At 43.8% G+C, this 14,805-nt stretch carries 16 protein-coding genes; 8 read left to right on the forward strand and 8 right to left on the reverse strand.

The features are described from left to right. Window positions 1–11 precede the first annotated feature (11 nt). Window positions 12–464: a hypothetical protein gene (locus NLG07_RS04365; RefSeq protein ID WP_254856478.1), complete on the reverse strand. Its 453-nt coding sequence runs from the start codon at window positions 462–464 to the stop codon at window positions 12–14. A gap of 233 nt (window positions 465–697) precedes the next feature. On the opposite strand from NLG07_RS04365, the gene nhaD reads away from it, so the two are divergent. The 5 genes from nhaD (at window position 698) to panP (ending at window position 6,311) form a co-directional block, all read left to right on the forward strand. Then, the gene (gene nhaD / locus NLG07_RS04370; RefSeq protein ID WP_254856802.1) at window positions 698–2,095 is read left to right on the forward strand and encodes a sodium:proton antiporter NhaD; all 1,398 of its coding nucleotides are present in this window, start codon (window positions 698–700) and stop codon (window positions 2,093–2,095) included. A gap of 103 nt (window positions 2,096–2,198) precedes the next feature. Then, entirely contained in the window at window positions 2,199–3,122 is a 924-nt protein-coding gene (locus NLG07_RS04375) for an ABC transporter ATP-binding protein (protein WP_254856479.1), read from the forward strand. Then, entirely contained in the window at window positions 3,115–3,885 is a 771-nt protein-coding gene (locus tag NLG07_RS04380; RefSeq protein ID WP_254856480.1) for an ABC transporter permease, read from the forward strand. Before NLG07_RS04375 ends, NLG07_RS04380 begins: the two co-directional genes overlap by 8 nt. Next, window positions 3,885–4,547: a tRNA (guanosine(46)-N(7))-methyltransferase TrmB gene (locus NLG07_RS04385; RefSeq protein ID WP_254856481.1), complete on the forward strand. Its 663-nt coding sequence runs from the start codon at window positions 3,885–3,887 to the stop codon at window positions 4,545–4,547. Before NLG07_RS04380 ends, NLG07_RS04385 begins: the two co-directional genes overlap by 1 nt. A 123-nt stretch (window positions 4,548–4,670) precedes the next feature. Beyond that, window positions 4,671–6,311 carry a pyridoxal-dependent aspartate 1-decarboxylase PanP gene (panP, locus tag NLG07_RS04390; RefSeq protein WP_254856482.1) on the forward strand — a complete coding sequence of 547 codons (1,641 nt, stop codon included), beginning with the start codon at window positions 4,671–4,673 and terminating at the stop codon, window positions 6,309–6,311. Here panP and panC read toward each other — a convergent pair. The 6 genes from panC to dksA form a co-directional block, all read right to left on the reverse strand. Beyond that, window positions 6,280–7,131 (reverse strand): pantoate--beta-alanine ligase, encoded by an 852-nt coding sequence (gene panC / locus NLG07_RS04395; protein ID WP_254856483.1) that lies wholly within the window; start codon window positions 7,129–7,131, stop codon window positions 6,280–6,282. The two genes, panP and panC, sit on opposite strands and share 32 nt — an antisense overlap. 2 nt (window positions 7,132–7,133) lie before the next feature. Beyond that, the gene (gene panB / locus NLG07_RS04400) at window positions 7,134–7,931 is read right to left on the reverse strand and encodes a 3-methyl-2-oxobutanoate hydroxymethyltransferase (RefSeq protein WP_254856484.1); all 798 of its coding nucleotides are present in this window, start codon (window positions 7,929–7,931) and stop codon (window positions 7,134–7,136) included. Between the two features lie 79 nt (window positions 7,932–8,010). Further along, window positions 8,011–8,511: a 2-amino-4-hydroxy-6-hydroxymethyldihydropteridine diphosphokinase gene (gene folK, locus NLG07_RS04405; RefSeq protein ID WP_254856485.1), complete on the reverse strand. Its 501-nt coding sequence runs from the start codon at window positions 8,509–8,511 to the stop codon at window positions 8,011–8,013. Further along, entirely contained in the window at window positions 8,508–9,815 is a 1,308-nt protein-coding gene (gene pcnB / locus NLG07_RS04410; RefSeq protein WP_254856486.1) for a polynucleotide adenylyltransferase PcnB, read from the reverse strand. Before pcnB ends, folK begins: the two co-directional genes overlap by 4 nt. A gap of 49 nt (window positions 9,816–9,864) precedes the next feature. Then, the gene (gene gluQRS, locus NLG07_RS04415) at window positions 9,865–10,773 is read right to left on the reverse strand and encodes a tRNA glutamyl-Q(34) synthetase GluQRS (protein WP_254856487.1); all 909 of its coding nucleotides are present in this window, start codon (window positions 10,771–10,773) and stop codon (window positions 9,865–9,867) included. Window positions 10,774–10,776: 3 nt separating this feature from the next. After that, window positions 10,777–11,223 carry an RNA polymerase-binding protein DksA gene (gene dksA / locus NLG07_RS04420; RefSeq protein ID WP_254856488.1) on the reverse strand — a complete coding sequence of 149 codons (447 nt, stop codon included), beginning with the start codon at window positions 11,221–11,223 and terminating at the stop codon, window positions 10,777–10,779. Window positions 11,224–11,533: 310 nt separating this feature from the next. On the opposite strand from dksA, the gene pepB reads away from it, so the two are divergent. From pepB to NLG07_RS04435, 3 genes are read left to right on the forward strand one after another with little or no spacing between them, the layout of a single operon-like run. Further along, window positions 11,534–12,799 carry an aminopeptidase PepB gene (gene pepB / locus NLG07_RS04425; protein ID WP_254856489.1) on the forward strand — a complete coding sequence of 422 codons (1,266 nt, stop codon included), beginning with the start codon at window positions 11,534–11,536 and terminating at the stop codon, window positions 12,797–12,799. Next, on the forward strand, window positions 12,799–13,383 hold the full coding sequence (locus NLG07_RS04430; RefSeq protein ID WP_254856490.1) for a YhgN family NAAT transporter: 585 nt from the start codon (window positions 12,799–12,801) through the stop codon (window positions 13,381–13,383). Before pepB ends, NLG07_RS04430 begins: the two co-directional genes overlap by 1 nt. Further along, a complete protein-coding gene (locus tag NLG07_RS04435) occupies window positions 13,380–14,021 on the forward strand; it encodes a DUF416 family protein (protein ID WP_254856491.1) in 642 nt (213 codons plus the stop codon). The genes NLG07_RS04430 and NLG07_RS04435 overlap by 4 nt, the downstream gene beginning before the upstream one ends. 19 nt (window positions 14,022–14,040) lie before the next feature. On the opposite strand, the gene rsmD is transcribed toward NLG07_RS04435, so the two are convergent. Next, on the reverse strand, window positions 14,041–14,637 hold the full coding sequence (rsmD, locus tag NLG07_RS04440) for a 16S rRNA (guanine(966)-N(2))-methyltransferase RsmD (protein WP_254856492.1): 597 nt from the start codon (window positions 14,635–14,637) through the stop codon (window positions 14,041–14,043). Between the last annotated feature and the right edge of the window lie 168 nt (window positions 14,638–14,805).

Genomic DNA, 14,805 nt, shown 5'->3' on the forward strand with positions numbered 1-14,805 from the left:
CAAAAGAAAGGTCAGTGTAGCTGGCCGTCGTCATAAAAGAATTTGTGCCACATACTCAAGTGTTCCATGAAGCGAGATTTAGTCGCAGCGCTCACTTCATCCACTTCTAACAAATCATCCGGGATTTCACCTAAAATTCGCCAAAAAGTCAGCGCTTGGGCACCGCAAGCAAGCACTTGAGCACAGTTAGCATTGGCATTGTCTGAGGTGATGTATGCTTGGGTTTTATAAACCAAATCCGTCATTTCAGAGGGCATTTTATCAATTTGCGCTAAGCTATTTTTAAATATATTACGCAAAGCGTGCCAGTGATCGTTGTCATCTGACACATCTCGCTGAGTAGCCATTACACTGCTCTGAATCGCATTGATGTGCTGTAAAATATCAAAATTGAGTTGATGTAAACTCGCAAATAATGGCTCTTTTTCAATTAACCTTGGATCGATAAATCGTTCTTCTGACATGGTTCCTCACTTCATTTTTACATGGCTAACAATCATTTAACAGCAATCATTATGCAAAATAGGTATTATTAGTAGTGGAAATGGTCTTGCAGGCGTTGATAAATAAGGGAAATGTCATTTTACTCCCTTTGCGACTACCAAAGTCTAATTCAGATACTAGCACAAATGGATACTCTTAGTAGTAGATTATTGTTTTTAAGGTAAATTTTATGCGAACTTTCACACTTCTTATGATGGTGTTGTTGACTGCGTTTGCCCCAGCTGCGATGGCTGGAGGTGGCGGCGGGCTAACAATAGACCTCACAGCAACGGCTGCAGGCTTTTTGGCAATAGGTGTCTTCGTTGTGGCTTATACCGCGGTTATTTTTGAAGAACAGATTCACATGCGCAAATCCAAGCCTGTTTTATTGGCTGCTGGCGTGATTTGGATCATTATTGCCTTTGTCTACATGGGGACGGATAAACGTCACTTAGTAGAAGAAGGGATTCGTCATAATTTCCTTGAATACGCAGAACTCTTTTTCTTCCTACTTGTGGCAATGACTTACATTAATGCGATGCTTGAGCGCGGCGTGTTTGATGAGTTGCGCAATCGTTTGGTCAGACGCGGATACAGCTATAAAGCCCTATTTTGGTTGACTGGCGTATTGGCGTTCTTTATTTCACCGATTGCCGATAACCTAACCACTGCGTTGGTGATGTGTGCGGTGATCATGGCTGTAGGTCGTGATAACCCCAGCTTCATTGCGCTTGGGTGTATCAATATTGTGGTCAGCGCTAATGCGGGTGGCGCGTTCAGCCCATTTGGTGACATTACCACCTTGATGGTCTGGCAAAAAGGCATTTTGGATTTCCATGAATTCTTTGCGTTATTCATTCCATCAGTTGTGAATTTTTTAATACCAGCAGTAATTATGTCGTTCGCTATTCCGAAAGGTAATCCACCACCATTGGCAGACGACAATGATGGCCCTGCTATCAAGCGTGGTGGCATGCGTATTGTTGGTTTCTTTTTATTAACGATTGTTACCGCGGTGAGCTTCCATAATTTTTTACATATACCGCCTGTGTTTGGCATGATGTTCGGTTTGGTATATTTGAAGTTATTTGGTTACTACCTCAAAACCGTCGAAAAAACCTATGCAGCATTGAACGATGCGATTCCAGGTGCGGCACCTAAACGTGCAGCAGATGGCAAAGACAAGTTTGATATCTTTAACAAAGTCGCTCAGGCCGAGTGGGATACCTTATTCTTCTTCTATGGTGTTATTCTTGCGGTAGGTGGCTTAGGCTTTATGGGCTACTTGGCATTGGCGTCTGAATTCATGTACGTGCAACTTGGCACCACGACAGCCAATGTCTTGGTTGGGATCTTATCGGCCATCGTCGATAACATTCCGGTCATGTTCGCGGTCTTGACAATGCAGCCTGAGATGAGTCATTCACAATGGTTATTGGTCACCCTTACAGCAGGTGTGGGCGGTAGTATGTTGTCGATTGGTTCTGCCGCTGGCGTTGCGCTAATGGGGCAAGCACGTGGCTACTATACATTCTTTGCACACCTCAAATGGACCTGGGCAATAGCCTTAGGCTATGCAGCGAGTATTATGGTGCACTTGGCGATTAACTAAGCCTTAAGCATTTTAAAAAAGTAAAATCAACAAACCCGAGTCTACTCTGTTAGCCTCGGGTTTTTTTATGTAAAATAAACCCAAATTCACATGATTAAACACTATGTTTGCACTCGATATAAACGCACTTCAAAAAACGTACAAAGGCGGTGTTCAAGCCTTAAAAAGGATTGATTTACAAGTTCAACAAGGCGATTTTTTTGCTTTGCTAGGACCTAATGGCGCAGGTAAATCCACCACCATCGGCATCATTTCGGCTTTAGTGAACAAAACTGCTGGTTCGGTAAAGGTCTTTGAACACGACTTAGATAATGCACTAGACAAAGCCAAATCCTGTATTGGCCTAGTGCCGCAAGAGTTCAATTTTAACCAGTTTGAGACAGTGTTGCAGATTGTGGTCAATCAAGCTGGGTATTACGGCGTACCTAGAGCGCTCGCTAAACAGCGCGCTGAAAAATATCTGAGCAAACTCGATTTGTGGGATAAACGCAATGCGCCTGCGCGGACATTATCGGGCGGTATGAAGCGTCGTTTGATGATTGCCCGGGCTTTAGTACATGAACCTAAATTACTTATTTTGGATGAGCCGACTGCAGGGGTGGATATTGAGATCCGACGTTCAATGTGGACGTTTCTGCAAGAGATCAATGCGCAAGGTGTGACCATCATTTTGACTACCCATTATCTTGAAGAAGCCGAAATGCTCTGTAAAAACATTGCTATCATTGATAAAGGTATCATCGTTGAAAACACGACAATCAAAGCACTCCTCGCCAAACTTAATATCGAAACCTTTATCTTAGATGTGCAAACAGACGCGTCGGAGATTGTGCTCGATGGGATTGAATGCCGTTTTAAAGAGGGCGAATTAGAGATTGATGTTCCCAAAGAAGCAGGGTTAAACCCTGTGTTTGCTCAGCTCAGTGAGCAAGGTGTGCAAGTGTTGAGTATGCGCAATAAAGCAAACCGTCTTGAAGAGTTATTTGTGCGCTTGGTGGAAGCGGGTCGAGGAGATAATAATGAATAATATGATTTTCACTGCGCTCAAAACGATTTGGATCAAGGAATGTACTCGCTTTTTGCGAATTTGGGTGCAAACGCTCGTTCCGCCTGCGATTACGATGTCTTTGTATTTTGTGATTTTTGGTAACTTGATTGGCTCTCGGATTGGTGAAATGGGTGGCTTTACCTACATGGAGTTTATCGTACCTGGACTCATTATGATGTCGATCATCACAAACTCGTACGCCAATGTGTCGAGCTCATTTTTTAGCGCGAAATTTCAGCGCAATATAGAAGAATTACTGATTTCACCTGTTCCTACATGGGTGATTATCATGGGGTTTGTTGGTGGCGGTGTCGCGCGAGCCATGCTAATCGGGATCATTGTGACTACGGTATCTTTATTTTTTGTTGACGTCCACATTCACAACGCCCTGATTATTATGCTCACTCTGATTTTAACCGCGACGCTATTTGCGACAGCAGGTTTAATTAACGGTGTCTTCGCCAAAACATTTGACGACATATCTGTGGTACCCACCTTTGTTCTGACGCCATTAACGTATTTAGGCGGTGTGTTTTACTCCCTTAGCTTATTACCAGAATTTTGGCAGATGGTGAGCAAAATCAATCCGATTGTATACATGGTAAATGGTTTTCGCTATGGATTTTTGGGGTATAGCGATGTCAATTATGCGTATTCACTAGTTTTGTTACTTGGATTTAATGTGGTTGCCTTTGCAGTTGCTTATCGTTTGATTCAGCGTGGCACAGGTATCCGCAGTTAATGGCACAAGGCAACTCACGAGTCATTACGACGAATCAAACGGGCGTGCATGACAAGTTACTTGAATTAGTAAGTAGGTACTTACACTCACAAAATCTAAAGCCAATCAATGCACACACTCAAATCGCTTTTGCCGAGGTCTGTGATTGGTTAGATGGTTGGCACGGTGATCTTATTTTAGACAATTGCTGCGGGGTCGGGGCTAGTACAGCCAAAATTGCTAAACTTTATCCCGATGCCAGAGTCATTGGCATTGATAAGTCTGCCCAACGAGTAGACAAACACGCACATTACGCTATAGCCCAAGATAATTATATTCTGGTTCGAGCCGACCTTAATGATTTTTGGCGATTGGCGCGTAAAGCGCAATGGCAATGCGAAAAGCAATATTTGCTCTATCCAAATCCATATCCCAAATCGACACAAGTCCAGAAACGTTGGCATGGTTCACCTGCGTTTTTGGATATGTTGGCATTAGGTGGTGCATTAGTGGTGAGATCAAATTGGCGTTTATACCTCGAGGAAGTCGCAATGGTTTTGACTTACCTAGGCACTTGCTCATCTATCAAAGAGGTGAATGATGCTGAGCCAATGACGCCTTTTGAAGCAAAATATCAAAATAGCGGCCAAGTGTGTTGGGAATTGTGTACGAAAAGGGTATAGTCGTGAATTGCTAGTCTCAGTATTAGAAAATGCTAGTATTTGCAATGTCATAGTTATAATATTCGCATCTTGCCTAGGATGGCTATATGGAATGATGGATAGATAACGATTTTTGGAAAGCCCGTGAGTAACGCTGAAGCAAGTTTAGAGCATTTGTTCCGTGTATTTACGATGCCGGAGCACCATGACTCAACGTTGAGTCAGATTGAAAAGAATTTATCGGATAATTTATCTGACTTTTTGTCGCGCCATGTTGTCGCTAAACGTCATTCTTTAGAAGATATCGAGCGTGATTTTGCTTATGCAGAGATGCCCGAGCGCCCAGAGTTTGTTTCAGCGCATGCGCAAAAACTCCTTGATACGCTGGTTGCCCATTCCGTTAACACCTACGCGCCAACTTTTATTGGTCATATGACCTCAGCTTTACCTTACTTTCATTTATCCTTATCGAAGCTACTGGTTGGTCTGAACCAAAACCTCGTCAAAATCGAAACGTCCAAAGCGTTTACCCCCCTTGAACGTCAAGTTTTAGGCATGATGCATCATTTAGTATTCGCAAATGCTCCTCGATTTTATGACGACCACTTGCATTCTGCGCAGCATTCTTTGGGTGCGTTTTGCTCTGGTGGGACGGTTGCGAATATGACCTCCTTGTGGGTGGCTCGAAATGCTAAATTAGCGCCAAAACTCGGTTTTAAAGGTGTGTCCCAAGAAGGTATTTTTGCAGCCTATCAAGCTTATGGTATTTCAGATCTGGGAGTGATTTGCTCACCACGAGCCCATTACTCGGTTGGTAAAGCCGTTGATTTATTAGGCATAGGACGCAAAAATATTCTGCACAATACTGATTGTAACCACTCACTAACCCCGAGTGAGGCATTAAGGATTGGGCGTGAGTTTCAAGCCAAAGGCAAAGATATTTTGGCGATTGTCGGTATTGCCGGCACCACAGAGACTGGGCACATTGATCCGCTGGATGAATTGGCCGATGTTGCTAAAGAATTAGGGTGTTGGTTTCATGTCGACGCAGCATGGGGTGGGGCAACTTTGTTCTCAAACACCCACAGAGTCAAAATGCGAGGGATTGAACGTGCCGATTCTGTAACGCTTGATGCGCACAAACAAATGTATGTTCCGATGGGCGCTGGAATGGCATTGTTCAAAGATCCACAAGCTGCCAACTCCGTTCGCCATCATGCACAGTACATTTTGCGTCAAGGTTCAAAAGACCTTGGCTCAACCACGTTGGAAGGCTCTCGTAACGGCATGGCCATGATGGTGTATTCGTCATTGCACATTCTTGGACGTGAGGGGTATGAATTACTCATCGATCAAAGTATAGATAAAGCTCAACAGTTTGCGGCTATGATTGAAGGTGATACAGATTTTGAATTGGTAACTCATCCAATGTTATCTTTATTAACGTATCGTTACGTTCCTGCAGCAGCCCAGCACTTATTATCTGAATCCACGCATTATCATGCGATCAATGAATTATTGAATCGTCTGACCAAGGCGATTCAAAAATCACAGCGAGAGGCGGGCAAGTCTTTTGTTTCAAGAACCCGTTTTGCAGTGGATAAATATTCGGATGATGTATTGACGGTTTTTCGTGTGGTGATTGCCAATCCGCTAACAACCGTGAATCATTTGCGTGATATCTTGGCCGAACAAAAAGCCATTGCGCTCGAAACAGAAGCTTATCAAGCGCTAATGGAATATGTGACACAGGCTACGGCAACTCAAGCGGTAGGTTATCAATAAGGCGCGTTTTCCCTAAAAACGCAGCGCCTAAAATCACGAGTTCCTTTTCTGCAAATCCCGCTGGTTGCAAAGTGTGTGCATTGCGGATTTCGATATAATCTGGTTTAAAACCAGCATTGGTTAAACGCGCGTTGCCCTCGATAATAAGGTGCTTGTGGTCTTGCTCTCCGTCAAGCAATGCTTGCTTGATATCAGATAAAACGCGATATAGGGTGGGGGCGACTTGTCGTTGTTGCTCATTGAGATAACCGTTACGGGAACTCATGGCTAGTCCATCATCATGACGCATCGTCGGTACTGTCACGATATCAAGATTCATGGATAAATCTTCAACCATGGCTTTAATAACTTGTACTTGCTGATAGTCTTTTTCACCAAAATAAGCAATATTCGGTTGCACCATATTGAACAGCTTAGTCACGACGGTTGCAACACCTCTAAAATGGCCAGGACGAGATGCTCCACAAATCATATAAGATATGCCAGGTACTTCGACAAAGGTTTGTTGCTCAAGACCGCGAGGATAAATATCGTTGGCTGTAGGAGTAAAAATAACATCAACGCCAAGTTCGGCTAATTGAGCAGAGTCTTCGGCTAGAGTACGAGGGTAGTTATCTAAATCTTCTCCTGCACCAAATTGCATCGGGTTAACAAAAATTGACACTACTACGATATCAGCGTCTTTTTTTGCGGCTTCAACTAAGCTTAAGTGACCCAGATGCAGATTGCCCATGGTTGGTACAAAACCTATGCGTAGGCCTTTTAATTGCCATTCACGTCTAAGGGCTCGAAGTTCAGCAATATCGGATATGGTTTGCATGCTCACTCCGAAAAAGTATGTTCAGGGCCTGGAAATGTGCCCGATTTTACTTCGTTAATGTACTGTGTCACTGCATCTTGTAGTGAGCCAGCTTGAGCGAGGTAATTTTTTGAAAACTTTGGCATGTAGTTAGCGCTTACCCCTAGCATATCATGCATAACTAAGATTTGTGCATCAGTGACATTACCCGCTCCGATTCCTATTACAGGGATTGCAAGGGCATCTGTTACGCGCTTTGCCAAGGGAGCTGGAACACATTCTAGCACTAGGGCTTGAGCACCAGCTTCTTCGAGTTGCAACGCGTTATCAATTAATCTTTGCGCTTTGTCAGTCTCTCGGCCTTGCACTTTGAAACCACCAAAGACATGCACAGATTGTGGGGTTAAGCCTAAGTGACCACATACCGGTACACCACATTCGGTTAACCTTGTAATGGTTGGAGCAAGCCAAGCACCCCCTTCCAGTTTGACCATACTGGCGCCAGCCGCCATAAGTTTTGCTGCATTGGCACACGCTGTTTCGGGCGTGTTATAGGTCATAAACGGCATGTCAGCCATGACGAAGCTGCGCTGAATACCACTGGCTACGGATTTTGTGTGATAAGCCACTTCATCGATACTTACTGCCAGCGTATCCTTTTCGCCTTTGAGTACCATGCCCAATGAGTCACCAATAAGCAAAATGTCGACACCCATAGAGTCGAAGAGTTTGGCAAAACTGGCATCATACGCGGTTAACGCAGTGATCTTCTCACCATTTTGCTTCATTTTAAGCAATGTTGCAGTTGTAACAGATTTCATAGGATGTCCTTGCTAATAATCTGTAAAAATCAAAAAACGGCACTATAAAGCGAAAACTGGCAAAATACTAGTTTTCGGATTAATTCATTAACCTGGTAAGTGAAGTTAAATCACATTCTCTCACCCAGTGAGCGATGGATTGGTTATCAGGCATGATCAGGTCAGGTTGGATTTCAAAGAGAGGTACTAAAACAAATTCTCGACCTTTTATACCGTAATGCGGCACAGTCAACTCATCCGTTTTGATGTACGCATCACCGTACAATAACAAGTCCAAGTCTAAGGTTCTTGCCCCCCAGCGTTCAGCTTTTCGTACTCTACCATGCTGCTGCTCAATAGCTTGTAGTTCATGAAGTAGTGCTAAAGGTTGTAAGTTTGTACTTACTTTACAAACGGCATTGACATAATTGGGTTGATCTTTTGGCCCCATAGGAGCACTGGAATAAAAGTGAGAACGCTCCAGTAACTTTATCTCAGCATGGGACGCTATAGCGGCAAGCGCATCGGTTAATTGTTGGACTGGGTTGCCAAGGTTGGCACCTAAACCAATGAAAATCCCTGGGCTAGGATTGTATTTCACGACTTTTTCCGCTTACGACGATAGCGGCCTTTGCTCGGTGAGTTTTGCCTAAGGGCATCGATCATGGTCTTGCGCTGTTCGTTATTAGCTTCCTGGAAATCCGTCCACCACTGTGCTAATTCGAATAAATCACCGCCTTCAATTTGACCCCGTAACAATAAAAAGTCATATGCTGCGCGGAATCTAGGATGAGCAAGCATTTGGTAAGCGCGACGCCCATAGCGCTTGGAAAGGCGATGCTGAAAATGCCAAATTTCACGCATTGGGATGCTAAAGCGTTTGGGAATCATTATCCGTTTGAGTTGTATGCTCAAAACACTGCTGCACGCCATACTAAATGCATCAGCAGGAGATAATCCGGATTCTGTTTGATATTTTGCGGTCGCTTCTTCAATTGGGTACCAAAGTAGAGCCGCATAAATAAATGCTGGGGTCACCCTTTGGCCATTATTGATGCGATTATCCGTATTGATAACGACTTGTTCGACAAAACGAGCTTCTCTAGACCCCGCTATTTTGGTCAAATTAGCAGTTTGTGGAAATAGCTGTGCGAACAGTCCGAACTCTTCCAGTAATTCATAGGTAAGCAAACCTTGTCCATTAAAAAGCAGCTTGAGCACTTCTTCAAACAAACGTGCTGGTGGAATATTTTGTAATAAACCGGAGTAGTGATGAATCGCCTCGGAGCTTGGTTCATCGATCTGCATATTCAGCTTCGCGGCAAAGCGCACGGCACGTAACATTCGCACCGGATCTTCACGATAGCGAGTCTCTGGATCACCAATTAAACAAAGACGTCTCGCTTTGAGATCTTGAAGCCCACCAACAAAATCGATAACTTTGCCATTGTGCACACCAAAATACAGCGCATTGACAGTAAAATCACGTCTCACTGCATCTTCTTCTATGGTGCCATACACATTATCTCTGACCAGCTGGCCTTGTTCGTCAGCTTTGGCAACATCATTGGTTTGTGAGGGGGCTTGCTCACTATTGTGCGGGCCACGAAAAGTTGCGACTTCGATGATCTCTCGGCCAAACACAATGTGCGCCAAACGAAAGCGTCGTCCTATGAGACGACAATTGCGAAATAACCCTTTTATCTGTTCAGGTCGTGCGCTGGTTGCAATATCAAAGTCTTTAGGCTCTTTACCCAAAAGGATATCACGCACACAACCACCAACGAGATACGCCTCAAAACCGGCCGAGTGTAAGCGTTCACAAACCTTTATAGCATTAGAGGACAACTTATCTAGCGTAACCAAATGTTCGCCGGGAGTAAGAGAGACAGCTGTGTGAGACACCGAATTAGGCATGAAATAGTATGTTCTTGGTTTATATTATTCGAATTATCTACACATCATAAGGGTTTATGTGTCGTTCGACAATCATTTCCTGTTGAAATTCAGGCGTGTTAACACGCCATTGTTGAATACCATCGGTGAGTAATCCATTGATCGATGTCGCATTTGAATGCAAACCAAGTAAGGTAAAAACGTTTCTTAAATTATCTAATGGCTTTGTGTTGTCGAGTGCTGGTGCGTGATTTTGTTTACTGAGCTTTTTTCCTGGCTTGGAAACCAATACAGGGCAATGTGCGTAGTTAGGTATGGACTGTTCAGTAAGGCTATCCCACAAATTAAGTTGTAACAAGGTGGTCGGAAGCAAATCAGTGCCTCGAACGATATGAGTAATGCCTTGTACAATATCATCTAATACAACGGCAAGGTTATACGCAACCAATCCATCTTTGCGCTGCAAAACACAATCTTCAAAAGCGGTATGTCCAATTAACGTTTGGTGTGGCATATATTTTTTTGCTTGTTGTAAGCCGTGCCAGCGATCGGTAAATTCAGTGATAACAGCTTCATTATGCCAGCGAATGGCGCCAAAGTTGTGATGAGCCCGGCGACATTGTCCTTGATAAAGTGAATGGTTTGCTTTGATTTGTGATCGGGTGCACTGACAAAAATAGGCTTTGCGTTCGCGTAAAAGTGAATCAAGCGTTGCGCGATAAAATGCTAGGCGTTCATGCTGCCAAAAAACAGGTAGATCTGACACCATGCCATGAATTTCAAGAGTGTCAATAATGAGTTGAGAAGCACCGGGCACTTCTCGTGGTGGGTCAATATCTTCGATTCGCAATAGCCATAAGCCATCATGGGCTTTGGCATCAAGATAACTCACCGTTGCGGTAAACAATGAGCCAAGATGAAGAGGGCCGGAAGGGGACGGAGCAAACCGTCCCACATAAGTTGACATGACTTAACCTAAGAGTTGTTTCTCTTTGATTTCTGCCATGGTTTTACAATCAACACATAAATCGGCTGTAGGACGAGCTTCTAAACGGCGAATACCGATTTCGATGCCGCATGAATCACAGAAACCAAAGTCATCATCATCAATGCGCTTGATAGTCTTTTCGATTTTTTTGATAAGTTTCCGCTCACGGTCTCGAGTACGCAGTTCAAGAGCAAATTCTTCTTCTTGAGATGCGCGGTCAACTGGATCAGGGAAATTTGCAGCTTCATCCTGCATGTGATGAACAGTACGATCAACTTCTTGTCTGAGCTGATCGCGCCACGCAGTCAATATTGTGCGAAAGTGCGCCATCTGCGCGTCGTTCATATACTCTTCGTCTTTGCCTTCTTGGTATGCTTCAATACCAGCAATAGAGAGTAATCCTAATGTTTTATTATTTGTAGTGGCCATACCACGTCTCCTTAACAACACTTTACTGAAGTGTTGACACTATAAATAAATATAGTGCGTGTTTGAGTAATTTGACAAAAACCTAAAATTACAGCTCAGATGATATGTGGCTGTTTTATTGATTTTCAATCATTAAGACACCTAAAAATTGTAAACTAATGATTTTAAATCGATTTTTGAATAATATTAGTTCTCGCGCGCAAGATTATGGTTACATTTTGGGCATTTGCAAGCTTTTTATAGACGCTAATCAATAAGTAATTGATACTATAGATATAAAAAGGTTAGACCTAAGGACGACAGAACGGTTATGACAGCTTTTACTTTACATTTATCCCAACAATCGCCAGTTGCTCCGTATGCATCGAGTGCCTTATTTAGCATCTTTGACAATACAGTAACGATTCATCAATCTCTGAACGAGCCGCAACGCAGTGTGCAAAAAGCCGCGCGTCAACTTGCTCCAATTATCGGCCAACAAGTTGAGTTTGATGAGTCTTGGGATGCGCTGACACAAAGACTATTTATACAGGCGCTAGGTGCAAAAAATATTTCGGTACAATGGTCTAAACAAGTTGATGCACTGGCCTTAGATCAGCAAATAACAGCTTTGCAATTTGCTCAACAACTCATTAATGACACGCCGGAAAATATGTCGCCGGAGCAATTGGCTAAACAAGTTGCGCATTATTTGGAAGGCCTGGCGCCTGAATGTGTTTCAGCAAAACATATAGTCGGAGATGCGTTGCTTGATTTTGGTTGGGTCGGAATACATGGAGTTGGCAGAGGCAGTGAACGCCCACCAGTCTTACTGGAATTGGATTACAATCCGACAGGGGATCTCGATGCACCAGTAAGCACGGCGTTAGTCGGTAAGGGTATCACCTTTGACAGTGGCGGTTACAGCATCAAATCCAGCGAAGGGATGTTGGATATGAAATGTGATATGGGAGGTGCTGCGACCGTTGCAGCAGCCCTGGGTTTGGCAATCAGCCGTGGTGTGAAAAAGCGTATTAAGTTGTTTTTGTGTTGCGCTGAAAACTTGATTTCAGGACATGCATACAAACTTGGGGATATCCTAACATACAAAAATGGCGTCAGTGTTGAAATAGTAAATACAGATGCAGAAGGTCGCTTAGTTTTGGCTGACGGACTTCAGGCTGCGAGTGAGTGCTCACCATCTCTAATTGTAGACGCTGCGACTTTAACTGGTGCCGCTGTCATGGCTGTCGGAACGGATTACAATGCCTTGTTTACGCAGTTCGATGAGCAAGCCCAACAATTGATGGCACTTGGGGATGCCAATGCAGAACCTTTCTGGCGTCTGCCTCTGGCTGATTTTCACGCCGACATGTGTCCATCGCCGTTTGCGGATACTGCTAATAGCCGACCTCAAAAAGGCGGCGGTGCGGGTGGTGCCTCTAATGCAGCAGGGTTCCTAAAACGCTTCGTTGACCCCAATATTCCATGGTTACATATTGATTTAGCCGCGGCATACACACGCAATGCTACGGCGCTAAGACCTGCGGGGGCAACCGCTATGGGTGTCTTAAGTATTGCGGATCTCATTGGCTAATGGATACGTTATCTGCTGCAGTAATGCTCTTTTTGATCATGGATCCTCTTGGCAATATGCCTATCGTCATGTCTGTGTTAAAAGAGTTTCCTGAGCGACGCCGAGCGATCATTCTGGTAAGGGAGCTGATATTTTCTCTTCTTGTCTTACTAGGCTTTTTGTTTGCCGGCGAAAAGATTCTCATCTTCCTAAATATTGAGCAGGAGACGGTGAGTATTGCGGGTGGCATTATCCTGTTTATCATTGCTCTGAGGATGATTTTTCCGACTCCTGGAGGCGTAATGAATCTACCAAGAGGCGAAGAGCCGTTTATTGTGCCGCTGGCAATCCCGATGATCGCTGGCCCATCATCAATGGCAGCTCTGATCTTACTCTCCAATCAAGCACCAACCAGAATTATAGATTGGTCGTTGGCATTGTTGGGGGCTTGGGGATTGACTGCTATAATCTTGCTCAGTGCTAGTAAATTATATCGTCTGCTCGGTGATAAAGGGTTGAGTGCACTAGAACGATTGATGGGAATGATCTTGATCATGCTTTCAATACAGTTATTTTTAAACGGGATCAAAAATTACCTCGCATGAAAAAGTTATCCACCTTCCAACGTATTCGAGAGCTCAAGCCTCAGTTAGCGATCGTATTTGCTGCATCAGTATTATCAAGAATGACACCACACTATACATTGTATTTTGAAGCCAATGATGATGCTGAGCAAGCTCCACTGGCACAGCACATCCTACAACTAGTTTGGCAGCGACTTGCTGATCCTAAGCAAAGTTTTAATTTAAATGTGCAAATCGAAAAACTCGAGGCGAGCTTACCTGATCCTGCAACAGACGCTACCTTTGGAGTATTACCTGCGGTGGATGCTGGTTTGGGCCTTATTGCAGTGTTGAGATTTTGGCAAAATGCACAAGATGATGCGCCGGTCATGGTCGCTAAACTCGCACAAGGCGGGGTTGAAGCGTTTTTGTTAGCAACGGACATAGCAGAAGAATATGCCCAAGTGCAAGCTATCACCGATGCAGAGGAATACGACAAAGCGAATCGAGCCTTGAATCAACATATTAAAGCACACCCTTTGATGGTGTTTGAGACAGAATGGCAAAATACGTTATTAGATGTTTTGCAGAACAATAAGTTATCCAACCAGGATCTCGTTCAGCAGTGCCAGCAGATGGCACATGAAACAGGGATAACAACCTTGGGGATTGAGTTATAAATTTGAGTTCACACTGAACTTAGCCGTTTAGCTGATAAAGTCCGTAGATGAAACCACTGGTTTGAGCTGATTTAACAGCACTAAGATTGAGTTCTGCCCAATCAACGGCTAAATCAGGTTCATGCTCGCAATACACTAATGTGTGTACATCAATGAGCCCTTGCTTGAATAAGTGTTGCAAAAAAGAAACTAGTAATCCTTGATTGAAGGGAGGGTCAACAAAAACAATATCTAAAGGCCTGGTAAGTGCTAACTTTTCAGCTTTTATTTTTAATGCATCACTTTCATAGACTGATACTGTCTCGGCGAGACCAAGGATGCTGATATTTTTCTGAAGTTGCTGACAAGCCTGACGATTTAGCTCGCACGCGATGACCTGACCTGCACCTCGCGATGCTGCTTCAAACGTTAAACTTCCACTGCCTGCGAACGCGTCTAAGCAAACGGCATCCACAATATGTCCTTGTAACCAGTTAAATAATGTTTCTTTAGTGCGGTCCGTCGTGGGTCTAAGCCCATGTGAATCTATGACCGCTAGTTTTCGGCCACGATGACGACCACTAATTATTCTGATTTGTCCCATCGCAGACGGATTTTTTTGCTTTTTGTGACGCATTCACGCTAAACCTTAAAGTAATCTAGTGTTATGATAACAAAATTAACTTATTAGCAATAACTGCTTGTCGCCAAGGTTTGTTTTTCGATGTTTAACTTGTTTAAGAAAAAGGACACAAAGCCGGATTCAACTCGCCCCGAATCCACGCAACCTAATGCGCAACAGACA

The organism is Alteromonas sp. LMIT006 (assembly GCF_024300645.1).
Lineage (GTDB): Bacteria > Pseudomonadota > Gammaproteobacteria > Enterobacterales > Alteromonadaceae > Opacimonas > Opacimonas immobilis.